The sequence below is a fragment of the Lactiplantibacillus argentoratensis genome (genome assembly GCF_037290055.1).
GTDB classification, from domain to species: Bacteria; Bacillota; Bacilli; order Lactobacillales; family Lactobacillaceae; genus Lactiplantibacillus; species Lactiplantibacillus plantarum.
This window is the reverse complement of the sequence record NZ_CP147647.1, coordinates 2913887-2939542: the sequence shown is the minus strand read 5'-3', so window position 1 is coordinate 2939542 and position 25656 is coordinate 2913887. Positions and strand designations below refer to the sequence as shown.

Below are 25656 nucleotides of genomic sequence, written 5' to 3'. Positions count from 1 at the left end.
ATTGAAACCAAATAAGATTCACATTGTCCCTCACATGCACTGGGACCGGGAATGGTATTTTTCTACAGAAGAGTCACAAGTATTGCTAGTTAACAATATGGATGAGATTATGGATATGCTAGAGCAACATCCTGATTACCCTGCATATGTTTTGGACGGTCAGACTGCAATTTTAGAAGATTACTTTGCGGCTAAACCAGATAATATTGATCGCGTTAAGCGACTTGTGCAGGCTGGCCGCTTGAAGGTTGGTCCTTGGTATACCCAAACGGATGAAGCGATTATCGGTGCAGAGTCCATGACGAGAAACTTACTATATGGAATGAAAGATAGTCGTCAGTTGGGCAAGCCGATGATGATTGGATATGTTCCAGATTCATTTGGACAGAGTGCACAAACGCCGATGCTTCTTAATCAATTTGGTATTCGGCGCTCATTATTCTGGCGAGGTCTTTCGAATCGTAAAGGAACGGAAAGTTCTGAATTCAAATGGCAATCTGACGATGGTTCAGAAGTCTTAACTGCCAACTTTCCGCTGGGATATGCAGCTGGTAAGTATTTAGAAAATGATGCTGAAGCACTGAAAAAGCGGATGGATAAAATTTTAAATGTACTAGATGAGCGTGCAAATGGTCAAGATGAATTAATTCCCAATGGGCATGACCAAATGCCGATTCAGGAAAATATTAAAGAAGTTATTGAGTTATTGAATCGACTGTATCCGGACCGTCGCTTCTCATTGAGTACGTATGAAAAGTTCTTCGATGCCATTCAGAAACAGCCTGATTTACCAACTGTCAGCGGTGAAATGCTAGATGGCAAAAATGGTCGAATTCATCGTAGTATTTATTCGGTAAGAATGGATTTGAAAGCCTACAATGCCCGAATTGAAAGTAAAATCACAAATATTTTGGAACCGTTGGCAACATTGGCCTACCGATGTGGTATTCCATACCAACATGGTTTAATTGAACTTATTTGGAAAGAGTTAATGAAAAATCATGCGCATGATAGTATCGGGGGTTGTGTCTCCGATAAGGTAAACCGGGAGATCTTAGGTCGTTATTTGGTTGCTGAAGAGCGTGTTGATATGTTAATTGATTTTTATAAGCGTAAAATTACGATGGCAGTTAAGGTTAACTCAGACAAGGACAAACTGACACTCTTTAATTTGTTGCCAAACCGTGAAAGTCATTATGTTCAAGCGAAGATAGTAACTAAAGCTAGTGGTTTTCAGATTCATGATGCACAAAATCACGTAATTCCTTTTCACGTGATTAAACGTGAAAAGATTGACGCCGGGCTGATTGATCGGCAAATTGTTGCACATGGAGACTATGAGCCCTTTAACCAATTTACTATTGAATTGAATTGGTCGCAAAAACAGTGGGGATATGAAACTTTTACCATTGTACCAATGGAACAACCACTATTGGCAGATACGAAGTCAGCTAAAACGGTTGAGACTGATGCTTACCATATTATTTTTAATAATAATGGGGCAATGACAATCTTTGATAAAGCATCACAACAAACGTATGAACGAGTGTTAAACGTTGAAAATCAAGCAGATGATGGTGATGAATACGATTTTTCGCCATTGCGTGGCGATAAACCAATTTATTCAGCAGATGTAGTTGAGAACGCTAATATTCAAATTGATGAACGTCCCTTAAGTTATCAGGCAACGATTAGTTATACACTGATGTTGCCGAAGGATTTGAATAACCGTGTCGCATCGAATTCGGCAAAGAAAGCAATGACGGTGAAATTCATTGTTACCATTGCTAAAGCTAGTCGAACATTGCAGGTAGTTGCTAAAATTAATAATGGCGTTAAGGATCAGCGTACTAGAGTCTTAGTTCCCACGAATATTGTTGCCACTGAGTCAGTAGCAGACAACCAATTTGGTATGATCAAGCGTCCGGTACATGACCCGATGCTGAACGTATGGCAACAAGATCACTGGGATGAACGACCAGATGAAATCTATCCCTTCTTAACTAACGTTAGTTTGAGTGATCACCAAACAGTATCAGTATTTACAAATAGTTCGCGAGAATATGAGATCGTACAGGAATCAATTATTGCGATGACGATGTTTCGAAGTGTTAACTGGCTGGGTAAGTCCGACTTAGTTCGACGCCCTGGACGGCCATCAGGGATTCATGCTGCAACGCCTGATGGTGAGATGCTAGGGCAGATTACGTTGGATTTTGGTATCCGAATCAATCCACAACCGTTAGCTGATGCCAACGTTGCTAATATGGCAAAAGAATACTTGACTCCAACGGTGTCCTATAACCAAATTCCATTTGAGGCCATGCATTTAAATCCAGCAAAAGTATCATTAGCACAAGAATATGAACTTTCGTTACCTGTGCCAGCAGCGGCAACTGTATCCGTTATTAAGGTTAGTGAAGATAATTCTAAGGCCTTGTTAAGATGTTTTAACGCGACTGAGCAAGATATTCCATTGCCTAAGTCAATCAACCAGCTAAATTTAGCGGAACAATCTGTTAATAATCAGGCAATATTAAAACCTAACCAGGTGGTGACATTAGTGGTTGAGGTATAGTCAATGAAAGTACTTGTTGCGATTGATTCGTTTAAAGGGTCGTTTAGTAGTGCTGAAGCCGCAACGGTTGCAATACGAGTGTTTAACCACTACGGCGTTCAAAGCACTGGTGTGACATTGGCTGACGGTGGTGAAGGTACTAGTGCGGCCTTTTTAGCCAATCAAGAAGATGGTCATTGGGAAACGGTGATGGTACATGATCCTTGTGGCAAAGTAATTGACGCAAAGTATGCCTATGTCCCGACAAAACACATCGCCGTAATTGATGCTGCAATGGCTTCAGGAATACAATCGGTGAAAACTGATTTGGGCTTTGTTGACCCCGTGACTACTAGTTCTGCTGGTACTGGTGAGCTAATTATGGCTGCAATAAAACATGGTGCAACAAAAGTTATTGTGGGCCTTGGTGGTACGGGAACAACGGATGCAGGCATTGGGTTAATGGGTGTTCTAGGGGCCAAATTTTATGATAGTTATCATCAATTATTACCAGCAGTGATTGGCAGCTTAGCGTTAATTGACCATGTTGATTTATCTAACATTGCGACTGAAAATGTACAATTGATTGCTTGTACGGATGTTGATAGTTATTTGACGGGGGCTAGTGGCGCGGTGCAGATGTTCGGTCCACAAAAAGGCCTGACTGAATTAGATTTGAAGCATTTTGAACTCTGGTTTCAGTATTTTTCGCAACAAGTAGATCCAACGTATCAGGGACGGTTGGTCGGTGATGGTGCCGCTGGTGGTATTGGATTCGCTTTACGATTATTAGGTGCAACTACAATGCCAGGTTTTCAGCTGATGAGTCATGTGGCACAACTTGATGATAAAATCGCTGCCGCCGATATTGTAATTACTGGTGAAGGACAATTGGACCAACAATCATTACATGGTAAATTACCTGTTCAGGTTGCCCAAAGAGCGCAACGCTTTCATAAGCCATGTCTTTGTGTTGCTGGTAACATTAAATTAACAGTGCCAGAGCTACAGACAGCCGGTTTTACAACGGCTTTCTCTTTAGTTCAGCAAGTCACTGATTTAGAAAGTGCGATTCGCGAGGGCAAACAGAATTTAGCTTTGTTGATTGAAAGGTTGGCGCCGTTGTTACAAATAATAGGGCCAGATAGATTATGATTTTCGTGGCCTTTTGAAGCCTTTAAACAAATGGGATGGGAAACTGAATTCAGCTTTCCATCCCATTTGTTTAAAATAATACAGATTGTGGTAACAAACTAAAGCTTACCAACCGTTTTACCTGCAATGCGTCCAAAGGTGATAATATCAGCGATCGCGTTACCACCAAGGCGATTTGAACCTTGAATAACGCCAGTTAGTTCGCCAGCAGCGTATAATCCAGGGATGGTTTGACCATCAGTGTTGAGGACTTGAGTCTGTTTATTGATCACTAAGCCACCCATTGTATGATGAACAGATGGCACGGCCTTTTCAATATAGTAGGGCCCTTTAGCTAAGGATACTAGGCCAGCGCGGTGATGAAAGTCTTTATCGTTGCCTGTTTTGGCATATCTGTTGACTTTGGTAATTGTTGCTTTTAAAGCAGCAGGATCCATATTAACATCTTTTGCTAATTCATCGATTGTGTCTGCTTTATAGAGTAGGTGTTCTTTGATTAACTCATTGTATTCCGCCTTATGAGCGGCTTTTGTTTTTGAAATACCATCGATTTTGTCGTTCCAAATCTGATACGTATAGCCACCAGGTTGTTTTAGGATGGCTTTTGAGATAACGTCGCGACGTTCAAGTTCTTCGACAAAGCGTTGCCCTTTTTGATTAACTAAGATTGCACCATCGAACCGAGTATCAGCTAGTAATGAAATCATACCGGTTTTCGGACTAGCAATCGGGTAGGTCTGAATGTATTTCATATTAGTAAGCTTGGCTCCGGCTTGTTGGGCCATGATGATACCGTCTCCGGTTGTTCCGGCTGTATCGGTGGACTTATAGCGTTTATCAAACTCTTTATTGTATTTAGTACGCATCTTAACGTTTGAACCGAAACCGCCAGTTGTTAAGATAACGGCATTTTTAGCTTTAAAAGTAATGTTTCGTTTACCCTGGTACTGTGCTTTAACGCCGGTAATTCGTCCATCTTTTTTAATTAAAGATTTGGCTCTCATATTGACGTAAATTGGGATATTTAAGGATTTGGCTTTAGCGTTTAACTTGGTGACTAATTCCTGACCAGTATGTCCAACTGGAATCAGTGCTCTTTTGTAACTGTGGCCACCAAATTGAAATAGTTGATCGTTTAAAAACTTGACGTGAATATCATCACGGAGCCACTTGGCTGATCCCAAAGCGTTATTGGCGAGAATGTGAACCATTGCTGGGTCACCAAGGTTGTCTCCACCCTTCATTGTATCTTTATAGTAGCTTGCTACAGAATCACCCTTAATACCGAGCCTTTTTTGAACCCAGTTACCAGGTGCGTTCATTTCACCGCCAGATATTAAGGTATTACCACCAACTGTCGGCATCTTTTCAATAATTGCAACCTTCTTACCGGCTTGTTTTGCTTCGATTGCGGCTGCAAACCCTCCACCGCCGGAACCTACAACGACAACATCATAATTATTGGTTTTAGCAATCTTAGGTTCCGTAGTGCTCGTTTTTGCTTTTACTTTTTTGAGTCCCGAATTGTCAAATTAAGTTAGAAATTTTTTAACTGTTCATCTGTAATCTGACTGATGAATGCTTCCAGAGGTGTCTGGTAACCCAAACTTTTTCGTGGGATGTGGTTTCGTCGACTGGCAACTGCTTGAACAAATCTATCTGATAGCTGGTCCATAATAAGATTGTGACGTAAACCATCTTTACGCAGCAGACCATTGGTGTTCTCATTTAAACCACGTTGATTGGGTGCTCCGACAGCGGCAAAGTAAATATTTAAATCAAATTGGTTAGCAATGGTTCGCCAACCGGCGAACTCCTTACCATTGTCAAACGTAATTGACTTAAATAGGTGTCGTGGCAGCTTCGAAAGCCATCCTGCTAAACTACGATTGACATCGTGTGCCGACTTGGTATGCGAATTCAGCACAATTGCGACCTTAGTTTGTCGTTCAACCAGCGTGGTTACCGCACCCTGATGGTTTTTACCTTGAACCGTGTCACCTTCTAAATGGCCGAATTCTTGATTAAAATTAGGATAGTCCTGATAACGATTCTTTAAATCCCTGCCCAATTGACCCGCTTTCCCACGGCGTTCAATGTAACCATTAGGGTGCCGTTTGCCGTGCATCGGTAAATCTTTGGTCGACAACCCCAAAACACCGCGTTTGAAAAGGCGGTAAAGGGTTCGAACCCCACAGCTGAAAGCCCGTTCTTGGCGATTAATAATGGTATCTGGTTGCCAACCAGCTTGAGTTTTGGCTTGAATATAGGCCAGTTCATCAGGGCGTAGTTGAATTGGTTTACGCCCACAATGTTGTTTATGCTTTCGATAGTGGCATTGGTAATCAATAATCGTACCGCCAGCGTCAAGAAACCGATAAATACGATACACAGTTTCAGCACTCCGATGGAGCGCTGGGGCCACTAGATAAGCCTTTTTACCGAGTTTCCAAAAAGAATAAATTGTGGCAAGTTCGTCTATGGTAAGATGAGTATAGGTCATTTGTGATCAGCCTTTCTTTTGATTTTGACACTCAAAAGTCTATCACAAATGGCTTTTTAAATTTCTAACTTAATTTTACAAACCGGGAGTGAAATTCCTGCTTTTTTAACTGCATCATTGACCGCAGCAATATACCCTTTACTAGTTGCTGTGGAACCACTTACAACATCCACACCAGTTGAATTTTTTGCGACAATCGTATCTTTCAACTGGCTATATACCGGCTTAGATAACACTTTGTTTTCGTTCTGCTTGAGAACTTTGATATCTTTAATAGAGTCCCCCTTAAAGGTAACTGCTACCTTGATATTGCCGTGTTTTCCAGTGCCGGTCCCATTAACAGTTTGCGACTTATCACTTGCTGAACAAGCTGTTAAGAAGAAAATTGAGACAATTGTGAAAATGATACCCCACCATCTCTTTTTCATACTAAGACCTCCGAAATAGATATTTAATAGTGTTAGTATACGTGTTAATTGTATTTTAGACGTTGGACTTTTAGGAGATAAGGTGGACTTTTATAACTAAATAGTGAAATAATGTACAAGTGAAAGATGATAGAACCACGGAGCTTGGATAGTGATGGGGGAATTAGGATGTATTCAATTAAGAAACAAATTGTTTGGTTATTTATATTAATATCGGTAACACTTATCGGTACGATTTATGGTGCCATGCGTATGGAATTGGCTCGAAATATCATGCCGATTAATACAAAAATGACACAACAAATGGTTGACGAGCGTGGAAACCAAATTGATAGCTGGTTTGGAGAACGATTATCGGAACTGAGGTTGCTTGCTAATTTGCCGGCACAACACGATTATAATCGGCAACAATTATTCAAAGAAACTAAAGCGCTTACGAAATTTGATAAGCACAATTATGTTTCGATTCGACTCGTATCACGTGACGGAATTTCTTATTCCAATTCTCATCCAAGCTTTTCTGTCCAACAACGGTCGTACTATCGAGAAATGCAACGTTATCCTCAACGAGGATATACGGTTAGTAACTTGCTAACTTCCAAGGAAGATCATCAGTCGATTGTTATTATTTTATATCGGTTGGCACGACCACTAGCGGATCATACGGCTTATGTTGCGGCTGCAATTCCGTTAGCAAAGGTGGAGGCCCTTGCACATGAGCTATCAATCTATGACGGTACTGGGATGTTATTAGGTGGTGATACTGATTCTCCACGAATTAATCCGCAACGTGAACTACTGCTCACGACCAAGCTGGAACAGTTGCCACGGTGGAAGGTGAATTATGTTGTACAGAAGAAAGAGCTACGAGAAAATACACAACAACTCATTCGATTATTATTGATTATCGTTTTAGTCGTAATCGCCTTATTAGGATTGTTATTAGTTTTATTATTACGACAAATTGTACGACCGATTGAAAACTTAACTCGAACAATGAATCAAATTCAAATCGGCGGCCATGATATTCGAGCAGTGGTTGAAGGTCCCCAAGAGATTCAAACCTTGGCGACGACCTTTAATCAGACCTTAGATCGCGTTTATGAAAATGAGACTAAATATCGCGAGGCGACTATTCAAGTATTGCAAGCGCAGATTCAGCCACATTTTTTATATAACACATTGGATACAATTCAATGGCAGATTTTAGGTGGTGATACGGATACTGCAATTACGATGATTGAAAACTTAAGTATTTTTTTCCGGAAGGGACTTAACCATGGATGTGAGTATACAACGCTAAGAAATGAAATCACCCATGTCCAGAGTTATTTTAAGATTCAGGCGATTCGTTTTCCAAAGTTACATCAACTATCAATTGATATTGATGACGGCCTGATGGATCAACCCGTCATGCATTTTATTTTACAGCCGCTGGTTGAGAATGCCATTAATCACGGTTTACGATGTAGTCCAAATGGTAATAATGAATTGCGAATCGGCGGTGCATTAATATCGCCAACACGATTACAATTAACGGTCAGCAATAATGGGCAGCCCATGTCGGCGAAGCTGGTCCAAAAACTCAATGACGGGAGCTATCAAGCGGGAAAAAATAGTTACGGTATTTATAATATTCGACACCGATTACAGTTGATCTACAATGGTCAAGCACGACTCGATTTTAGTAGTACGAGGCGCCAGACTACTGTCAGGGTAATATTACCGTTGGTTGAAGAATCCATTGAACATGGGGGTGAACTGTGATGAAGAGATTGCTGATTATTGATGATGAAAAAGCATTACGTTGTGGCTTGGCGGGATATTTAAAGTCAATTCAATCGCCATTTGATGAGATAATAACTGCCAGTGGGGGGCATCAAGCGTTAAGTTATATAGATCAACATGCGGTTTCAGCTGCGTTAGTTGATATCAACCTTGGAGATATGAATGGATTAGATTTAATTGAACTGATTAATCGACGTTACCCTGATATGCTAATTGTCATTATAAGTGGTTTTGATGATTTTGATTTTGCACGTCGCGCTATTAAGTTGAAGGTTCTAGATTATTTATTAAAACCAATCCCACGATCTGATTTGAAAAAATTGATGATTGCGTTCCAGCAATGCTTAATAACCGATAAACGTACGGTTGTGGATGAAGGTACTTCCCGTAGTCTAGCGATGAATGTTAAAGATTATATCGAGACGCATTATTCTGAAAAGGGTCTTTCACTAAGTCAGGTTGCAAGTGCGTTATTTGTAAATGAGGGGTATTTGAGCAGGCAACTTAAACAGACATATGGCCGAACATTTTCTGAATATTTAATAGAGTATCGGATTCAAAAAGCACAAGAGTTGCTTCGTAATTTAACATTACAATACACGGTAACAGCGATTGCTAATAAAGTCGGGTATGAAGATCCACATTACTTTAGTCGGTTATTTCGTAAGAAGACAGGCTTCTCACCAGTCCAGTTTCGTGAGCATGCAGAACCATTACCGAATAGTAATCGTGAGTGATTAGGCATCAATCAGTGTTGTGATTCACTTTTGTAAATCTGTCAATTCTTTTGATTTATATTTGAGATTCAAAAGATCTTCTTGCCGATGCATATTTTATACGCATCCTTGAATTTGATTTAAATTTGAAAAATTAGTTTACAAGGGACGAGCCACATATTATCTAATTAATCAAAGCGAAGAAGCCGGTAAGTTTAGTATTTTAAAAATGATCAAATCAGTAGAGTATCAATGGCTTGATCGCACATAGACCAAAAATCTGCCCGAAGTCTTCTCCAAACTTCGAGCGGATTTTATGATTCTTTAACAGGAAACTTAATTTCAATCCACAAACCGGAATTTACTCCAAGGTTTAATAAAGTCGAGCAGTAACAGTTCCTCAGGTGCAATCTGACCAATCCGATTCTTTCGGGGTTCACAGTGGGGTTGTAAGACGATTTGCAATTCATTTTTATAAATGCCGAAGTTGTCGTTGCCTACTAATACGTCGCCACGCTGAAATTCCACATCATTATCGTGTGGACTGTTGGGCGTTTCCTTGTAGGTCACACGGGGCATGGTTGAACGGATGACATTTGGGTTAATATCGCCACGGCGAAAATGTTGTGGGGTCAAGGCAATGGTTCTTTCGATCGCATTCGTCTGAGCTTCAAATTCAATGTGAAATTGTACTTGGTACCGATTGATTGCTGATAATGCGGCCAGTTCGGCTTCACTCGCATAAGCGTTACCGATAATTACATCGTCGATTAGTCCGGAAGCGAAGAGATGCTTGGCTTGGACGGCGATTGGTAAGCGCCGATCAGCTTCTAATGTTGGCAGACCATCGTTGACGTTCCATGGCCCCATCGTACCAACCTGACTGGCTACGAAAGCAGCGGTGTGAATACCGAACTTGCGAAAACGTTCGCTACACTTAACGAAAAAGTCATAAGGTAGCGCGGTGCCAACTTGGGGATAGAAATTATGGCAGCCATAAATAAATGGGACGTTTGCTTGGTAGCTGAGAATATTATTCAGATAATCGACGTCATTACTCATATTAAGCTCGATAATCAGACCGTACGGATTATATGAGAGCAGCGCCTCGGTCGCGCCATCGAAACCCTCATCTAGTCGAATACCGGCGACGTGTAAATCAGCGAAGAACTTTAGATCTTTATAGGAAATTCCTAGTTGTTTAAAAATCCGTGGTGAAACGTCCAAAATCGTTTGGTAACCCAACTGATTTCCAACGTCAATGATTTTCTGGTACTTAGCTTTGGTTTCGGCGACCGTACCAGATACTTCCAGCATGCTCATAAAAATTCGAGTGAAGCCGTAGTGTTGGCCTAATTTGAGATAAGCGGCGTTTTCTTCAAAGTCGCTATGATCGGGATAAATGGATAAACCTAGTTGACGCATTGTCATGAATTAATTTCCTCCTGAGTCCACCGGTGCCAATAGATGACGGCGTGGGCGTTGTTAGTTGTAATATCGTTAAATGCAATTGTTGGTATTGACTGATGCACTGTCGTCGTTAACGTGTCGCGGACCAGGCGATTGTGTTGTAAAACGGAACCAGAGAGGGCGACCCGTTGTGGCCGGGACTCTGCAAACCGCTGATATAAGGTAACGACTTGTTGTGCCAGTGCTTGGGCTGACGTGACTAATACCGTGATGGCTTCAGAATTTTGTTGCTCGGCCAGTTTGGCGATTAACTGTGCTAATTGAGCGTTAGTTTGTCGATCTTGAGCGTAAAATTTCTGGACGGCGGCAGCAACATCGGTAACTTTAAGTTGTGCCAATAGGGGAGCTGTTAGTTGACTAGTTTGACCGTTATCAGTCTGGGTCAGAACCTGTTTAAGTGCCCGCTTGCTAATGTCGTAGGCACTGCCTTCGTCACCTAAAACGTAACCCCAGCCGCCAACGCGCAGAAATTTCCCGGCTTGGCGGCCGTAAACGACCGAGCCCGTACCGGCAATCACTAAGGCGCCGTCTGCTCCTGCAAGACCGTTCAGTAGGGCTAGTTTTGCATCGCTTATGACCTGGGTATTAGCGTGGTAACGTTGGGTGATGGTTTGTTGGACCTGATCAGCTCGGCCAGCAGTTTCAATGCCAGCAATTCCGATTAAAATCAACCCAAGCTGATCAGCTGGAATTGTAGCAGTGAGCTGGTCTAAGACGGTGGTTAAGTTAGTAACGGCAGCAGAGTAGTCTAGGACAACGTTACCAGGGCCACCCGTAACGCTTTGGACCAGATGCTCGGGGGCTGTCGTCCAAGTTTGACCAACGATGTGCGTGCCACCACAGTCAACGCCGATTAAATATGTCATTTTAGGCCTCCTCATTGCAGTGCGAGTGCGTCACGAACGACACCGTGTGCGCGCTGTAAACGCTGCTCGGCGTCGCTGACAGAGACGCCAACCAAGTTCATGACAATCGCTGTCTTAACGTTCTGATGAGCGGCAGTGAATAGTTCACTGGCTTCATCGGCAGAAACGCCGGTGGCCAGTTCGATCATGTGTTTCGCGCGAATCACGAGTTTTTCGTTAGTTGGTTTAACGTCCACCATCAAGTTATGGTAAACTTTGCCGATCTTGGCCATCGAAATTGTCGATAGCATGTTAAGAACCATCTTTTCTGCTGTGCCGGCTTTCAAACGGGTTGAACCAGCGAGAACTTCAGGGCCGGGGGTTACTTCGATGGCAACCTGAGCGTGTTGACTGATTAGTGCCTGATTATTGCAGGCTAGACTGATTGTTGCCGCACCGATTTTTTGTGCGTAGTCCAGTGCACCGATAACGTAAGGTGTGCGACCACTTGCTGCCAGGCCGACCACGGCATCATTAGCAGTTAAGGCCAGATCTTTCAAGTCTTGTGCGCCTAAATTAGGATTATCCTCAGCACCTTCAACGGCGACCGTCATAGCTTGATCCCCGCCAGCAATGAGTCCTTGAACCATCTCTGGTTCAGTACCAAATGTTGGGACACATTCAGCAGCGTCTAAAACGCCTAGGCGACCGCTAGTACCAGCGCCCATGTAAATTAAGCGGCCGTTAGCTTTAAAGGCAGTGACGATAAGGGCAATAGCAGCGGCAATTTGTGGTAGTTCGGGTGTGATGCTTTGACTGACTTTAGCATCTTCTTGATTCATTAACTGGGCAATTGCTAGGATCGACATTTCGTCTAAGTCGTTACTGGCAGGGTTACGACCCTCAGTAGTAAGTTGGTTAATATTAGATTTCAATCGTTTTCCCTCGTTTCTTAGAATATGTACAAAGAGGACTGCGGCCAATGCAGCAGTCCTCCCAGAATCATGATCATAATGGCTAATTACGGTTGGCGCTAAAGTCAGACCGATTGTCAGCAAATAAGCAATCATGTTCATTGAAAGTGGTCCTTAGTTCAAGCATACCGTAATGACAAATTCGTGTGATTTTTGTGCAAGCTATTATTCGGCAACGGCTGCTTGAGCTGCTTTTTCAGCATCGGCTTTAGCAGCGTCCTGTTCAGCCTTCAATTGGTTACGATCCCAAATCTTGAAGAATGGGTAATAGATAAAGGTGGCCACAATAATATTAATAATACATAGAACGGCTGCTCGCCAGTCCCAAGCAGTGGTCATCAACGCCCCAATTGGTCCTGGTAATGTCCATGGAACTAAAGCTACTGTCCGACTAACGAGATGTAGAACAGTTGCAGCCCAAGTGATAATCCCCATGGTTAACGGTGCGAGGACAAATGGGATTGCAAAGTATGGGTTCATGACAATTGGAACCCCAAAGATAACGGGTTCGTTGATGTTGAAGATCCCTGGGATAATGGTAACCCGTCCAATTGTTTTACCGTAAGCGGACTTAGAGAAAAATGCTAATAAGATACAGAGAGACAGTGTTGCCCCAGCACCACCAATGTAGACGAACCATTGGAAAAATTGTTCAGTCATGAAGTGAGGAACCGTTGCAGCAGTTGCACCTTTGGAAATGGCAGCTAAGTTATCGTTCAGGTTTGGATACCATAATGGCCAGAAGATTGGGGTGGCTAAAGCAGCACCGTGAATCCCGAATAGCCAAACAATATCAGTTAAGAGGATTGGTACGATAACTGAAAGTAAATTGTCACGACCAAAGTAGGCTAATGGGCTGAAGACCCATTGTAGGAAAGCATTAACGTCAAAGTTCAAACCAACGTGAATGACCCAAGCACCAACGATTAAGAAAGTCGCGGGAATCAAAGCTGAGAATGAGGCTGCAACAGCCGGTGGGACTCCATCTGGTAATGTAATGACGAGGTGATGGTCGCGGCAGATCCGAGTCACTTCGGCCGTTAAAATCCCAGCGAGCATTGCTGTAAATAACCCCGCAGCCCCGAAGTGTGTTAGCGGCACCACGGTGGCAGCGGCCTTTAGTCCTAACGCTTTGAAAGCTGCTGGGGTGGTCGTAATTGGTTTAACTGCCAGCAATAGAAAGACCATCACTGAGACGACCCCGGTTGAAATATGGTCGAAGTGATAATCTTCAGCTAACCGACCTGCAATGGCAAACGCGGCGTAAATAGCCATAAACCCCATTGAAAAATTAATTGGAATTGCTAAACCAGCGGCATAAGGTTTAATAAAGTTTGTCCAAGCAGTAATAGGTAGTTGCGTGACGATCGTAAAGAATGAGCCAACGATGGTAACTGGAATAATGACGGCCATTCCGTCTCGAATAGCACGTAAATAACGGTTGGCTGCGATCTTACTCATGACATCAATCGTCTTATCTTTCCACGTACGTGAATTATCCATAATTCATTCATCTCCTTAACAAATTAGTAATGACAAGTTAGTGTTGAATTAAGTCCTCCCTTTTTGATTTGAGTTAACACATTAACTTGATTTCATGAGTGAGTATAGCATAATATAACAGTATAGTTAACGCTTTCATTGTTGTTAGTTAATTGACATGGGTAAATTTTGATTAAGTATAGACATTTAATGTATTAAGTTAATAATAAGGGGGGCAGCCATGAGTCGTAAAGAACCAATTTATCAAACCATTTTAAGTGCCTTGATTCTGGAATTGAACACGAACCATTTTCGAAAGAATGATCCGTTTTATAGCGAGAGTGAGCTACGGAAGAAGTATCAAGTCAGTTCCACGACAGTCGTGCGGGTACTGAATATGTTAGCCGATCAGGGTTATATTTATCGTATTCAGGGTAAGGGCAGCTTTGTTTCCAAATTTAATCGGGGGACTGCGGTACGAATTACGGATACCCATACATACGATGTTGATGAGGAACAGGTTGCAATCTTAGTGGCCAATCAGACGACGCCACTACCAACACGGTCTAAGTTTACGGCTGAATCGACAACCTGGTATTTAGAGCGATTACGCGAAATTAGATACGCACCATTTGAATTTTCGCAGTCGTGGTATTTGGCGACGCTGATTCCTGCCACAGCAATGAAGAAGTTACGGGCCGTACATTCGATTTATGCACTAATTAGGAAACATGCGCAGCTTGATTTATCACGCCAGCCCTTTGAGCAAGAATATGCGGCGACCTGCGTTCCTAATCAACGAATTGCGGATTATTTGCACGTGAGTCTGGATACGATGGTGATTAAGATCGAACGGTGGGTATTTCAAGGGGAAGAAACGCTGGAATATACCGTTAGTTACATGTTGCCTAACTATTTTGGGCTGGCGCTAACTAGTGATTCCAAGTCGGTAGATCCTAACCGAATTCGATGATCGATGCATAAAGAGAGGAGTGGCACACAATGTCAATTCATAGCAATAACTTTTATTCCAACGTGTTACGACAGTCAGTGCAAGTCCAAGTTATCTTGCCGGAACCAGTGAACGCGGTCGGACAAATTTTACCAGACTACAGTAGTGGTGAACAGCAACTTCCAACTGTGTGGCTGTTGCATGGCTTAGGTGGGGACGCAACGTCGTGGTTACGGCGAACGGAAATCGAACTACTGGCAACGCAATACCGAGTAGCGGTCGTCATGCCGGAAACGGGGCGGGGATTTTATACGAATATGGTCCATGGTCCACGCTATTGGGATTACTTGACCCACGAGTTACCAACACGAATGCGTTATATCTTCCCGTTGTCGGCACGACCGGAAGACAATTATTTGTTGGGGAACTCCATGGGTGGCTATGGGGCATTACGTTATGCCTTTACCTATCCGAAGCGGTTTGCGGCTGTCGCGGCACTATCACCGGTGACGGCTCTCAAAAGGTTTCACGTGGAACAATCGGCAATTATGCCAGACCTTGAGCTGGCTTTCTCACCAGCACAGATGCAAGGGACGCCAGCGGATTTGTCTTATTTGGTACAACAACCGACAAACTGGGGAACGTTACGTGTGCTAATGGCGACGGGTGATCAAGATATGTTACGGTCAATGGATGAAGCCTTCAAGCCACAGTTGGCGGCTGTGTTTAAAGACCAGTTTGAATGGCAGTTACAACCGGGTCACCATGATTGGCGGCTCTGGAATCATCAATTACCATTTGCGATGCACTGGTTAATTAAGGGAGGTTGGCGCAATGTTTAATGTTAAAGATGAGCACGGCCACTATAATTTGTGGCGGCAGACGGGATTAGCGTTATTACCGCTATTATTGGCAATTATCGCATATCCACTACTACCTAATCGTGTCTACGTGCCAACCGCTGTCACCAGTCTGACGCCGTGGGGAATCAAGAGCAATATCTTCATTTATCCCGTCTTTTGCCTGATTCTGTGGTTCTTTATCTGGCTATTTATCTTCTTCAACCGGTTATATGAAAAAAATCTCAAGGTAACCCGCCAAAAATATCGGCCAATGGAGAACTACTATGTGTGGAGTAGCTGGGTGTTGGATATTCTGGCGACTTTGATGGTGGTGGTGCAGATCTTGGTGAGTGTTAGTCGGTGAGTGGTTTGTCAGGTGTGAAGTTGGCACTATGAGATTAACGATATTATTGAATAGTAAAATGGCTACAGATTGAGCAATCAAGTTCCTCAATCTATAGCCATTTTACTAATTTTTATGCTGTTTTACATAGAAAACTTGCGATTCCGAATCATTAAAATGATAACGATTACAAGACTGAGTAGCGTCACGCCCGTATCGATTTCGAAAACGTGTAGAACGCTGACAGCTGTGTCGTCGATGATGAAGCTGGAGACTAATGGACCGACAAAGAATGTCAGTGCGGTAGCAAAACTATAGTAGCCAGTCACCTTGCCTTTCTCAGCTGGAAAGTATTGGCTTAGTAGAGTTAATCCTAATTGCCAAATACCTCCGGCTGCGAAGAAGCCAATTGCAATGGCAGTTAACCGAGCACCGTCAGCACTAGGGATAACTACCATTTGGAGTAATGCTAGGAACGAAATCAGTGTGTAAACAAAGATCAACTTGATTGGCTTAATGCGGGTCACTAATGAAGAGGTAATAAAAACAGATACTAGTGAGGCCATGGCATACCATGAAATTAGTGATTTAGAGCTGTTTAGTCCCAACTTTAAGACGCTACTACCGAAGTTTGGTGCGTATTGAGAGAAAATGTAGAATGTAAATGAAAGCGTAAAACCAACAATTATTAGCAAACTACCATCAATTAACATCGAAGGTTGATTACCACTGGGCTTGATGGTTGTTTTTGGTTCGTCGCTAATTTTAGTGTGTTTTTGAGTTAATGTTTGTGGTGCGAAGCTAGCAAGTCCAATTAAGATGATATCCAAAACCATCACAACTACCATGACGACTAGTGTGATTTGGGCATTTGGCTGAGCGGCAACAATGAATGGTAGAACGAATTGTGCAAGAGACATGGCTGCTTTTACTAACGAGTTCATGCTAGCAGCTTGCTCTTGGAAAGCATCTGTGAGTGCTGGATAACTCGCTGTATCACCAAAGGAATTGGTCGCGCCCATAAAGAGTGCGGCGATACAAGCACTGATGAGGTTGGTACTAAAGAACAGGCCCATAAGGAATAGGATTTGCGCAATCATACCGATTAACATAGTTCCTTTACGCCCCAAGCGATCAGAAAGATAACCCGCAATGAGAATTGTCAATAAGCGGCCAATTCCAATCATTGCAATGACAGTTGAGAGCCCTTTAACATCAGTGTGCCATAGTGCTTGGAATTGAGTCCCGTATTGAGACACAATAATAGTAGCCATTCCTAAAATAGCATAATTTAAATAAATTCCGGCAGCTAATGGTAAATATGTCTTATGTTTCATGGTTATATCCTGCTTTTCTTTAAGTTCCATAGTATCACCCACCAATTCTTATTTTCACAAAGTGTGCATTTTTAAACGTTATAAGCAACAAAAATGGCATTTTTAATATCCAATATAAATGTTGAAAAATCAATCAAGTAAACGGTTTATAATTATTAATATTTTTAATTGATACTAAATTCACAATCGTTGATTCACTTCAAATTTTAACACGGTCTCGAGAAGTGTCTAATAACAAAATCGCATTCAATCGATAGCTAGAAGCTATTAATCGAATGCGATTTTATTGGTTCAGAGTTAAATATTGTTAACAGAGAGTGTTTTGCTTTGATCACGAACGAAGGTGATGAACTCTTCAACAGCGGGTTGAGGTGTACGGTGCTTAAGGGTACCCATGTACAAAATTCGTTGCCATGTTGGAAATGACAATGGAATAATCTTGACTGGCATGGTTTGAAGAATAGACATATTAGGTACAACGGCAATTCCAAAACCGCTGGCCACTAAACCGGCGATGGCCTGATCTTCTTCTACGGCATATGCACTAATGGGTTGACCGCCACAGTCGTTAAATAGTTTTTGCATAATTGGATGAAGTCCACTGCGTTGCGAAAAAGTGATTTGGGGATAGGCTAATGTTTCTGCCAAATTGATACTGGAGCGGTTTGCCAGTGGGTGTGTAGTTGGTGTGATGCAAACCATAGTTTGTTCAGCGACGGGAAAAAACTCGATATCGCTAAAGTGATCCATCTTTGAGCAAAAAGCAACATCATATTTGTTGTTACGTAAACCGTTCAGAATATCTGGGGACAGGCCAGTATCAGTGTTGAATTGAAATTGGACAGCGGCATGGGGGCTTAGTTGAAGAAAACGCTGGGCAATATCTGGCAACCACTTAATACTTAGTGTTCGGAGTGCGGCAATACGAATGGGGGCTTTTTGTTTATCAAAACGTTTAATATTAGTCACACTTTTGTCGAGTAGTAGGAGTGCGGATTCGACATCACTAGCGAAAACCTTACCAGCAGGAGTTAAAGTAACACTACGTCCGGCTTTTTGAAAGAGATCAATGTTCAATTCTGCTTCTAAGGAGTGTATGGCTTTAGTTAAACTTGGTTGTGTAATATGTAACAGCTTGGCAGTTTGTGTATAGTTTTCAGTTCTTGATAATGCGACGAAGTATCGTAAATGATCCAAATTCATGATAGAAATAACCTCCCGAAGTTCATTCTGACGGGTAACGATTGATACTCAAAAGTTAACAACTACGGTTAATATAACAGAATTAATAACTTTTGGCTATGGATAGCCCCAACTAAAAGCAATTGGACGAGTCGAGTGATAGCGATTACATTTAACTTGTAAAATAAATTATGTGAATCACAAAACATGCATGTGTCGAATCCACTATTTGGAGGAAATTATTATGACAAAATCACATCCAATTACAATTAGTTCCTGGACACTTGGTGATCAATGTACATTTGAAGATCGTTGCAAAGCGGCTAGTGCTGCTGGTTACGATGGCATTGGGTTACGCGCTGAAACTTACGTGGATGCCTTGAACGAAGGTTTAACGGACGATGATATTCTCGCTATTTTGGATAAGTATAATATTCGTTGCACCGAAGTCGAATATATTGTTCAGTGGTGTGAAGCAACGCGCACATACGAACAAAAATATAAGGAACAGGCTTGCTTCCATATGTGTGAATTATTTGGTGTAAAGCATATTAATACCGGATTGATGGAAGATTATGATATTGACTATACAGCAAAGAAGTTACAAGAATTAGCAGCCCGGGCGGGTGATTTAATTATTGCATTGGAACCAATGCCTTACAGTGGCTTATCTAACTTGGACAAGACTTGGAAGATTATGCAAAAAGCCAACTGTGACAATGTATATATGTTACTAGATATGTGGCATTGGGTACGAGCCAACCAACCATATGACTTGTTGACCGAGGAACAAGCAAAGCGGGTTATTTCAATTCAAATTGATGATGCATATACTCGGCCATATGCTGATTCTATCTTACGGGATGAATCAATGCATGATCGGTTGGCTCCAGGTGCTGGTGATTTGGATACCGCTGGGTTTGTCAAGATGATAAAAGATGCAGGTGTTGATCCTAAGGTGATTGGTGTCGAAGTAATCTCTGATCAATACATGGCTAAGGGTATTGATTACGTTGCGGATTACACCTATAAGCAGACTGTGTCTGTTTTAAAGGAAGCGTGGCCTGAAATTTTAAAAGACCCAGTTCAAGCTTAGATATTTGATTATAAGGAGTGATTATTAATGAATAATAATTGGTTAGGATTAACGGATAAAGTTGTTGCAATTACGGGTGCTGTTGGTGGTATGGGTACCAAGTTCTGTGAAGAGTTTGCTAAGCAGGGTGCCAAAATTGTCTTGATTGATATGATTGCGGATAAAACCGAAGCGTACGCAAAGAAATTGACAGAAAAGTATGGCGTTGAAACGTTGGCCGTTAAGTGCAATACGACTAACGAAGAGGAAGTTGATGCTGCTGTTAAGGCCGTGACTGATAAGTTTGGTGAAGTCGATGTGCTAGTTAATACGGCTGCTATTTTACGCTTCTCACCACTTGAAGACTTGCGTTTGGATGAATGGCAAGCTGCCTTGAATGTTAACTTAACGGGTTACTTCTTAATGTCACAACGGTTTAGTCGCGTCATGATTCAACAGAAACATGGTGCGATGGTACACATCTCAACCGTAGCGTCACGTTATCCTGAAACATATAGTGGGGCCTATAGTACAACTAAAGCAGCGGTTAATATGATGTCTAAGCAAATGGCTGCTGAATGGGGACAGTATGGTGTTCGGAGTAACTGTGTCTTACCTTGTCTGGTTAAGACGCCGTTATCTGAGAACTTTTACAGTGATCCTAAAGTTGAAGAGGGCCGTGAGCGGTTAGTGGCTAGTCGCCGCATTGGGACTTTGGATGATATTGCTAATACGGTCTTATTCATGGCTAGTGACCGTTCTGACTACACTAATGGTGGTGAAGTGACCGTTGATGGTGGTTTGAATATGATGATTTCTGACATGATTCCAAAGCCAGGTGGTCGTCGTCAATACGCGATTGATCATCATCAACCAGCGAAAAAATAGAAATTAATTCAGTTACATGAACTCGTGGATGAGACTGGGACGACTGTCTCGGTCTCTTTCTTTATTAATTAAGAGGAGATAACAATTATGGAAAAACGAATTTCAGGTACCACTGGTTTATTTACCTTACTCGGCTCTCCAGTAGGTCATTCAGGTTCACCGGCAATGTATAACTTTAGCTTTCAAGAGCAAGGATTAGACTATGCATATTTAGCTTTTGATGTTAAAAAAGCACAAATGCCAGAAGCGATTGATGCATTACGATTATTTAAGGTTCGCGGTAGCAACGTAACGATGCCATGTAAGGGCGTTGCAGCAACACTTGTTGATGAGTTGTCACCGGCCGCAAAGATTGTGGGGGCTATTAATGTCATTGTTAACGATAATGGTAAGTTGACAGGTCATATTACGGATGGCATTGGTTTTGTACGCAATCTGAAAGAGAACGGTGTAGATATTGCTGGTAAAAAGCTAGTCGTGATTGGTGCTGGTGGTGCTGCTACGGCGCTACAAGTTCAATGTGCATTAGATGGTGCTAAATCATTGGCTATTTTTAACCGTGAGGACGACTTTTATGCGAATGCCGAAAATACTCAAAAGAAGATTAAGGAAGCAAAGCCAGAAGTCGACGTTAACGTCTATCATCTAGAAGACCAAGACAAGTTAAAAGCTGAGATTGAGAAGGCTGATATTCTGGTTAACGCTACTATTGTTGGTATGAAGCCGCTGGACGGTCAATCATTAGTCGATCCAAGCTATTTACGTTCAGACTTGGTTGTTGCGGATACTGTTTACAACCCCCTAAAGACCAAGTTAATTGAAGACGCCGAGGCATTAGGATGCACGGTAGCGCCGGGGAAAGGCATGTTATTGTGGCAAGGTGATGCAGCATACACACTCTTTACAGGTAAGGCTATGCCAACGGCCGAATATCAAGCCTACGAGGCACGTCAAGCAGCTAAGCAGCATTAGAAAGGGGCAATAAAAAGATGGAAGCACGAATTGATGGACACACAACTATGCTAGGCCTTTTCGGCTCGCCGGTTGGCCATTCAGGCTCACCAGCAATGTATAACTACAGTTTTGAAAAGGCAGGTATTAATGATGCATACCTGGCTTTTGACATTCAGGCTGATGAAATGGCCAGTGCGTTAACTAAAATGCGCGTTTTAAATATGCGTGGTGCTAACGTAACGATGCCTTGTAAAAAGGTTGCTGCAGAATTAGTTGATGAATTGTCACCAGCTGCAGAATTAATCGGTGCTGTGAATACGATTGTCAATAATGATGGCGTGTTAGTTGGTCATAATACGGACGGTGCGGGCTATGTTGAAAATCTACGCCAGCATGGTGTTGACCCACAGGGAAAGCGCCTTACGGTGTTAGGTGCTGGTGGTGCTGCTACAGCAATTGCCGTTCAAATGGCACTAGATGGCACTCAGGCGATTCATATCTTTAATCCTAAGGACTCGTTTTATCAAAATGCTGAGTTAACGGCTCAAAAGATCATGGATAAAGTTCCCGCATGCCAAGTTACTGTAGGCGATATTAATGACCAGGAAGTCTTGACACAAGCAATTGCACAAAGTGATATTTTGGCTAACGCAACCAAGGCCGGTATGGCACCGAATGTTGAACAAACTAATATTAAGGATATGACCGTTTTTCGTTCTGATTTAGTTGTGACAGATACTGTTTATAATCCTGTTACCACAAAAATGTTAGCAGATGCAGCTGAACATGGAAGCAAAACAATTGGCGGTAAGGGGATGCTGGTTTGGCAAGGTGCCGCAGCGTTCAAATTGTACACAGGCCAAGAAATGCCCGTTGAAGAAGTAACGCAACGGTTCTTCTCAGATGATGGGGGACGTTAAGATGACAAGTAACACAAATTCAAACCGTAAATATTATGTAACAGCATTGGCATTGTACTTTGCTTACTTTATTTTAGGAATTGCCTCTTCAATAATGGGACAGTATAAAACTGAGTTTGCAAAGGCGTGGGGCGCATCCACGCTGGCTAACGGAACCATTGATGTTAGTATGGTAGTTTCTGTCATTGCTGCCTATGGTCTGGGACGGCTGATTGCTTACCCATTTGCTGGTCCAGTCTCTGATAGGATTGGGCGTCGTATCAGTGGTTTCATTGGAATTGCGTTGTACGCCGTATTCTTTTTTGGGATGATCACAGTTCACAGCATGTGGTGGGCGTATGCTATTGGTATTATTAACGGGATTGCTAATTCGTTCTTGGATACCTGTGTGTCACCAAGTGTGATGGAAATCTTTCCTAAATCGGCCTCAATTGCAAATCTATTTACAAAGTTTGCCATAACGGTTGCTCAGTTTGTATTGCCGTTCGTTATTGGTTTGGTTGCTAGTGCTCAAATGTCATATCGAGTCATTTTTATCGGGTGTGGAATTTTAATGATTGCTGATGCAATCTTAGTTCTGGTTTTACCATTTCCTAAGCAAGATAAAGCAACTGCTGAGGCTAAAACGACTACTGACAAACCGAAGCATCGTTTCACACCAGCTGCGATTGCATCAATTTTAATTGGTTTTACTAGTTCAGCGACGTTTATGATTTGGTTGAATTGCAATCAAGAGCTAGGAGCTAGTTACGGAATCAAAGACCCCAGTATCCTGCAATCATTTTATGCGGTTGGTGCAACGGTAGCGGTCTTATTAACTGCTCAGTTTATCCATATGGGGCTGAAAGAGACGACCGTATTAGTACTATATCCAAGTATTTCAATCGTCATGTTAATGTTATGTTATTTCATTAATAATCCAGTCATTCTCTATATTGGTAGTTTTGTTATTGGTTACGCTGCTGCTGGTGGGGTACTACAATTGGCGACCTCTACGACCATTGGTTTCTTTCCAGATAGTAAAGGTCTAGCGACATCCCTTGTAATGATTGCCTCAAGCGTGGCTAATTATGCTGTATTATCAGCTGCGGCATACTTGACAAAAGTTACCGGTGCTGATGCGCCACGGATGATAATTCTAATGAACATTGTGATTACGTTAATTGGGGTTGGTTTAGCATTGATTGTGAAACATGGTGGTCGGTCAACACGTACGTCGGCTGCTTCCGGTGTTGAAAGTTAATTAAAAATTGCGCCTTCAATAAAGGCGCAATTTTTAGATTGATCGTTCTTGATTAGTGTAATGTTGCCAACAATAACTGCGAATAAACTCTTGGAAACGGTGGACGGCAGGTGTAATAAAACCACTGCGACGAACGACTAAGTAAATTTGATGTTGTAATGGCTGATCAGCTAAGTGTTTGATTTGAACACGCTCGGGATTTAAAAGTGGTAAGTAGGGCATTAACGCAACACCCATATTGTAACGAACAAACCCAGCCATAGTATGATCTTCTTCTACTTCATAAGCTACCTTGGGCTGAACGTGGGCTGCTGATAGGATTTGGTCGATTAATGGTCGCAAGCCGCTATTCTGTGAAAATAAGATCATTGGATAAGGTGCTAGGTCTTCAACGTGTAGCGGATTTTTTTGTACCGCGGGATGATCATTTGGAACAACTGCAACAATTTCTTGTTGAACTAGTGGGATAAAGTCAAAGAGATGGGCAGTTAGCTGCTCACCCAGTCTATCGACGTTAGAGGCTAGAACGATGTCGTATTTTTCATCGGCTAGTGCTTGCAGGAGCACACCGGAGTTTCCTTGACCAAGCTCAAAAGTAATTGCTTGATTTTCGCTTTGATTTTTGAAATGGGACAGTAACTCAGGAACTAGTTGCTGTCCAAGGGTGTAGGTAAATCCTAATTTAACATGACCGGTATCTGGATCCATAAGTTGTTTGACGAGTTCGTTGCCTTGTGATAAATCATTTAAAGTAGCAGTGACGTATTTCAAATAAACACCGCCAATTGATGTTAACTTGATATTACGGCCATCTGCTTCAAAAAGTGGAACACCCAATTCGTGTTCGAGTTTTTTGATGGCATAACTCAACGAAGGCTGTGAGATACCTAAGTTTTCGGCAGCCTTTGCCATATGTTGTGTTCGAGCTAGCTCTTTGAAAAAAACTAAATGTCTTAAATTCATGAGGAATGCTCCTTTACTCATAGATAACTTTGATGATTTAAACAACTCATCCATATTTATTATATTAAACTAATTTGCTAACATAACAAGTGAATTGAGTAACAAACAGATAAAAATAATATTTAGGAGTGGTTTTTCATGGCAGAACGAATTGATGGGCATACTTTACTGATTGGTTTAATGGCGTATCCAATTCGTCATTCAATGTCCCCAACTATGCATAACAATGCTTTTGCTAAATTAGGACTAAATTACGCTTACTTAGCATTTGAAGTGACGAATGAAACGCTGCCAAGTGCAATTGAGTCAATCAGAACACTTGATATGCGTGGCTCCAATATTTCAATGCCAAACAAGCAAAAAGTGATTCCATTGCTTGATAAGCTTGATCCAGCAGCTAAAATGGTGGGTGCGGTTAATACAATTGTTAATGATGATGGTGTTTTAACAGGTTATACGACTGATGGCATCGGATTTATGAAAGCGCTCGCGGATGAAGGCTTGGATATTCGCGAACATAAAATGACGCTAGCTGGTGCTGGTGGTGCCGGGACTGCGATCGCAGTGCAGGCTGCATTGGATGGTGTCAAAGAAATATCTATTTTTAATATGCACGATGAAACATGGGCAAATGCCGAACGGAACGTTAAACTAATTAATGAGCAGACCGACTGTCACGCCACTTTACACTCATTAGAAGATCGTGATGATTTCAAACGGGAAATCCAAAGCTCTTATATCTATACTGATTCGACAGGTGTTGGAATGAAACCACTTGAAGATAAGACGCTTGTGGACGATCCTAGTTGGTTCAGCTCAGACCAAATTGTGTTTGATACAGTATATGCACCACGAACGACTAAATTAATGAAGGTAGCTCGTCAAGCAGGATTAAAGCATGTTTACAATGGTTTAGGTATGATGCTTGAACAAGGTGCAGCAGCCTTTAAGCTGTGGACTGGCGAAGACATGCCAGTTGATTACATTCATCAGATTCTGTTTAGTGATGATCAGGATAAATAATTGATGACAGGAGGCA

General features: G+C 42.1%; 22 protein-coding genes and 1 pseudogene. 13 read left to right on the top strand and 10 right to left on the bottom strand.

Features of this window, described 5'->3' with window-relative positions:
• Nucleotide 1: 1 nt before the first annotated feature.
• Together V7R88_RS14035 and V7R88_RS14030 are read left to right on the top strand one after the other, a co-directional pair.
• Nucleotides 2–2578: a glycoside hydrolase family 38 C-terminal domain-containing protein gene (locus V7R88_RS14035; RefSeq protein ID WP_080392698.1), complete on the top strand. Its 2577-nt coding sequence runs from the start codon at nucleotides 2–4 to the stop codon at nucleotides 2576–2578.
• A 3-nt stretch (nucleotides 2579–2581) separates the two neighbouring features.
• Nucleotides 2582–3712 (top strand): glycerate kinase, encoded by a 1131-nt coding sequence (locus tag V7R88_RS14030; protein WP_057717256.1) that lies wholly within the window; start codon nucleotides 2582–2584, stop codon nucleotides 3710–3712.
• Between the two features lie 98 nt (nucleotides 3713–3810).
• Here the strand turns inward: V7R88_RS14030 and V7R88_RS14025 are convergent.
• The 3 genes and pseudogenes from V7R88_RS14025 to V7R88_RS14015 form a co-directional block, all read right to left on the bottom strand.
• Nucleotides 3811–5172, bottom strand: a pseudogene (locus V7R88_RS14025) (FAD-dependent oxidoreductase); the annotation flags it as partial.
• Between the two features lie 77 nt (nucleotides 5173–5249).
• On the bottom strand, nucleotides 5250–6215 hold the full coding sequence (locus V7R88_RS14020) for an IS30 family transposase (RefSeq protein ID WP_033609918.1): 966 nt from the start codon (nucleotides 6213–6215) through the stop codon (nucleotides 5250–5252).
• Between the two features lie 56 nt (nucleotides 6216–6271).
• Entirely contained in the window at nucleotides 6272–6643 is a 372-nt protein-coding gene (locus V7R88_RS14015; RefSeq protein ID WP_338816277.1) for an FMN-binding protein, read from the bottom strand.
• A gap of 168 nt (nucleotides 6644–6811) precedes the next feature.
• Between V7R88_RS14015 and V7R88_RS14010 the strand changes: the two genes are divergently transcribed.
• Complete coding sequence (locus V7R88_RS14010; protein ID WP_054396783.1) at nucleotides 6812–8410, top strand: sensor histidine kinase; 1599 nt, start codon at nucleotides 6812–6814, stop codon at nucleotides 8408–8410.
• Nucleotides 8410–9168 (top strand): response regulator transcription factor, encoded by a 759-nt coding sequence (locus V7R88_RS14005; RefSeq protein ID WP_047674325.1) that lies wholly within the window; start codon nucleotides 8410–8412, stop codon nucleotides 9166–9168. Before V7R88_RS14010 ends, V7R88_RS14005 begins: the two co-directional genes overlap by 1 nt.
• Before the next feature lie 321 nt (nucleotides 9169–9489).
• Here V7R88_RS14005 and V7R88_RS14000 read toward each other — a convergent pair whose 3' ends face one another.
• The 4 genes from V7R88_RS14000 to V7R88_RS13985 form a co-directional block, all read right to left on the bottom strand.
• Nucleotides 9490–10578, bottom strand: a complete 1089-nt coding sequence (locus tag V7R88_RS14000) for a DUF871 domain-containing protein (RefSeq protein WP_057717253.1) — start codon at nucleotides 10576–10578, stop codon at nucleotides 9490–9492.
• A complete protein-coding gene (locus V7R88_RS13995) occupies nucleotides 10575–11483 on the bottom strand; it encodes an N-acetylglucosamine kinase (protein WP_080392696.1) in 909 nt (302 codons plus the stop codon). The genes V7R88_RS14000 and V7R88_RS13995 overlap by 4 nt, the downstream gene beginning before the upstream one ends.
• 11 nt (nucleotides 11484–11494) lie before the next feature.
• The gene (murQ, locus tag V7R88_RS13990; protein ID WP_057717258.1) at nucleotides 11495–12397 is read right to left on the bottom strand and encodes an N-acetylmuramic acid 6-phosphate etherase; all 903 of its coding nucleotides are present in this window, start codon (nucleotides 12395–12397) and stop codon (nucleotides 11495–11497) included.
• 204 nt (nucleotides 12398–12601) lie between these two features.
• Entirely contained in the window at nucleotides 12602–13939 is a 1338-nt protein-coding gene (locus tag V7R88_RS13985) for a PTS sugar transporter subunit IIC (RefSeq protein WP_003643568.1), read from the bottom strand.
• Between the two features lie 220 nt (nucleotides 13940–14159).
• On the opposite strand from V7R88_RS13985, the gene V7R88_RS13980 reads away from it, so the two are divergent.
• The 3 genes from V7R88_RS13980 to V7R88_RS13970 are packed head-to-tail and all read left to right on the top strand — an operon-like array spanning nucleotide 14160 to nucleotide 16076.
• A complete protein-coding gene (locus V7R88_RS13980) occupies nucleotides 14160–14891 on the top strand; it encodes a GntR family transcriptional regulator (RefSeq protein ID WP_057717251.1) in 732 nt (243 codons plus the stop codon).
• Nucleotides 14892–14920: 29 nt separating this feature from the next.
• Nucleotides 14921–15712 carry an alpha/beta hydrolase gene (locus tag V7R88_RS13975; protein ID WP_057717250.1) on the top strand — a complete coding sequence of 264 codons (792 nt, stop codon included), beginning with the start codon at nucleotides 14921–14923 and terminating at the stop codon, nucleotides 15710–15712.
• Entirely contained in the window at nucleotides 15705–16076 is a 372-nt protein-coding gene (locus tag V7R88_RS13970; protein WP_003643082.1) for a hypothetical protein, read from the top strand. Before V7R88_RS13975 ends, V7R88_RS13970 begins: the two co-directional genes overlap by 8 nt.
• A 122-nt stretch (nucleotides 16077–16198) precedes the next feature.
• On the opposite strand, the gene V7R88_RS13965 is transcribed toward V7R88_RS13970, so the two are convergent.
• Together V7R88_RS13965 and V7R88_RS13960 are read right to left on the bottom strand one after the other, a co-directional pair.
• Complete coding sequence (locus tag V7R88_RS13965) at nucleotides 16199–17422, bottom strand: MFS transporter (RefSeq protein WP_161325477.1); 1224 nt, start codon at nucleotides 17420–17422, stop codon at nucleotides 16199–16201.
• 267 nt (nucleotides 17423–17689) lie between these two features.
• On the bottom strand, nucleotides 17690–18595 hold the full coding sequence (locus V7R88_RS13960) for a LysR family transcriptional regulator (RefSeq protein ID WP_054396777.1): 906 nt from the start codon (nucleotides 18593–18595) through the stop codon (nucleotides 17690–17692).
• 223 nt (nucleotides 18596–18818) lie between these two features.
• Between V7R88_RS13960 and V7R88_RS13955 the strand changes: the two genes are divergently transcribed.
• The 5 genes from V7R88_RS13955 (at nucleotide 18819) to V7R88_RS13935 (ending at nucleotide 23654) form a co-directional block, all read left to right on the top strand.
• Nucleotides 18819–19670: a sugar phosphate isomerase/epimerase family protein gene (locus V7R88_RS13955; protein WP_054396775.1), complete on the top strand. Its 852-nt coding sequence runs from the start codon at nucleotides 18819–18821 to the stop codon at nucleotides 19668–19670.
• A 27-nt stretch (nucleotides 19671–19697) separates the two neighbouring features.
• On the top strand, nucleotides 19698–20537 hold the full coding sequence (locus V7R88_RS13950; RefSeq protein ID WP_226320063.1) for an SDR family NAD(P)-dependent oxidoreductase: 840 nt from the start codon (nucleotides 19698–19700) through the stop codon (nucleotides 20535–20537).
• An 87-nt stretch (nucleotides 20538–20624) separates the two neighbouring features.
• Nucleotides 20625–21509, top strand: coding sequence for a shikimate dehydrogenase (locus V7R88_RS13945; protein ID WP_003643077.1), 885 nt, complete (start codon nucleotides 20625–20627; stop codon nucleotides 21507–21509).
• A gap of 17 nt (nucleotides 21510–21526) precedes the next feature.
• Complete coding sequence (aroE, locus tag V7R88_RS13940; protein ID WP_054396773.1) at nucleotides 21527–22411, top strand: shikimate dehydrogenase; 885 nt, start codon at nucleotides 21527–21529, stop codon at nucleotides 22409–22411.
• A gap of 1 nt (nucleotide 22412) precedes the next feature.
• On the top strand, nucleotides 22413–23654 hold the full coding sequence (locus V7R88_RS13935; RefSeq protein WP_003643564.1) for an MFS transporter: 1242 nt from the start codon (nucleotides 22413–22415) through the stop codon (nucleotides 23652–23654).
• Nucleotides 23655–23687: 33 nt separating this feature from the next.
• On the opposite strand, the gene V7R88_RS13930 is transcribed toward V7R88_RS13935, so the two are convergent.
• On the bottom strand, nucleotides 23688–24617 hold the full coding sequence (locus V7R88_RS13930) for a LysR family transcriptional regulator (RefSeq protein ID WP_003643563.1): 930 nt from the start codon (nucleotides 24615–24617) through the stop codon (nucleotides 23688–23690).
• Nucleotides 24618–24755: 138 nt separating this feature from the next.
• Between V7R88_RS13930 and V7R88_RS13925 the strand changes: the two genes are divergently transcribed.
• On the top strand, nucleotides 24756–25640 hold the full coding sequence (locus tag V7R88_RS13925) for a shikimate dehydrogenase (protein ID WP_057717249.1): 885 nt from the start codon (nucleotides 24756–24758) through the stop codon (nucleotides 25638–25640).
• Nucleotides 25641–25656: the final 16 nt, after the last annotated feature.

Coding starts and splice junctions, on each gene's coding strand:
- V7R88_RS14005 (WP_047674325.1), top strand. CDS start 8,410: ATGAAGAGATTGCTGATTATTGATGATGAAAAAGCATTACGTTGTGGC.
- V7R88_RS13945 (WP_003643077.1), top strand. CDS start 20,625: ATGGAAAAACGAATTTCAGGTACCACTGGTTTATTTACCTTACTCGGC.
- V7R88_RS13985 (WP_003643568.1), bottom strand. CDS start 13,939: ATGGATAATTCACGTACGTGGAAAGATAAGACGATTGATGTCATGAGT.
- V7R88_RS13970 (WP_003643082.1), top strand. CDS start 15,705: ATGTTTAATGTTAAAGATGAGCACGGCCACTATAATTTGTGGCGGCAG.
- V7R88_RS13925 (WP_057717249.1), top strand. CDS start 24,756: ATGGCAGAACGAATTGATGGGCATACTTTACTGATTGGTTTAATGGCG.
- V7R88_RS13950 (WP_226320063.1), top strand. CDS start 19,698: ATGAATAATAATTGGTTAGGATTAACGGATAAAGTTGTTGCAATTACG.
- V7R88_RS13975 (WP_057717250.1), top strand. CDS start 14,921: ATGTCAATTCATAGCAATAACTTTTATTCCAACGTGTTACGACAGTCA.
- V7R88_RS13935 (WP_003643564.1), top strand. CDS start 22,413: ATGACAAGTAACACAAATTCAAACCGTAAATATTATGTAACAGCATTG.
- aroE (WP_054396773.1), top strand. CDS start 21,527: ATGGAAGCACGAATTGATGGACACACAACTATGCTAGGCCTTTTCGGC.
- V7R88_RS13995 (WP_080392696.1), bottom strand. CDS start 11,483: ATGACATATTTAATCGGCGTTGACTGTGGTGGCACGCACATCGTTGGT.
- V7R88_RS13955 (WP_054396775.1), top strand. CDS start 18,819: ATGACAAAATCACATCCAATTACAATTAGTTCCTGGACACTTGGTGAT.
- V7R88_RS13965 (WP_161325477.1), bottom strand. CDS start 17,422: ATGGAACTTAAAGAAAAGCAGGATATAACCATGAAACATAAGACATAT.
- V7R88_RS14020 (WP_033609918.1), bottom strand. CDS start 6,215: ATGACCTATACTCATCTTACCATAGACGAACTTGCCACAATTTATTCT.
- V7R88_RS14015 (WP_338816277.1), bottom strand. CDS start 6,643: ATGAAAAAGAGATGGTGGGGTATCATTTTCACAATTGTCTCAATTTTC.
- V7R88_RS13960 (WP_054396777.1), bottom strand. CDS start 18,595: ATGAATTTGGATCATTTACGATACTTCGTCGCATTATCAAGAACTGAA.
- V7R88_RS14010 (WP_054396783.1), top strand. CDS start 6,812: ATGTATTCAATTAAGAAACAAATTGTTTGGTTATTTATATTAATATCG.
- V7R88_RS14030 (WP_057717256.1), top strand. CDS start 2,582: ATGAAAGTACTTGTTGCGATTGATTCGTTTAAAGGGTCGTTTAGTAGT.
- V7R88_RS14000 (WP_057717253.1), bottom strand. CDS start 10,578: ATGACAATGCGTCAACTAGGTTTATCCATTTATCCCGATCATAGCGAC.
- V7R88_RS13930 (WP_003643563.1), bottom strand. CDS start 24,617: ATGAATTTAAGACATTTAGTTTTTTTCAAAGAGCTAGCTCGAACACAA.
- V7R88_RS13980 (WP_057717251.1), top strand. CDS start 14,160: ATGAGTCGTAAAGAACCAATTTATCAAACCATTTTAAGTGCCTTGATT.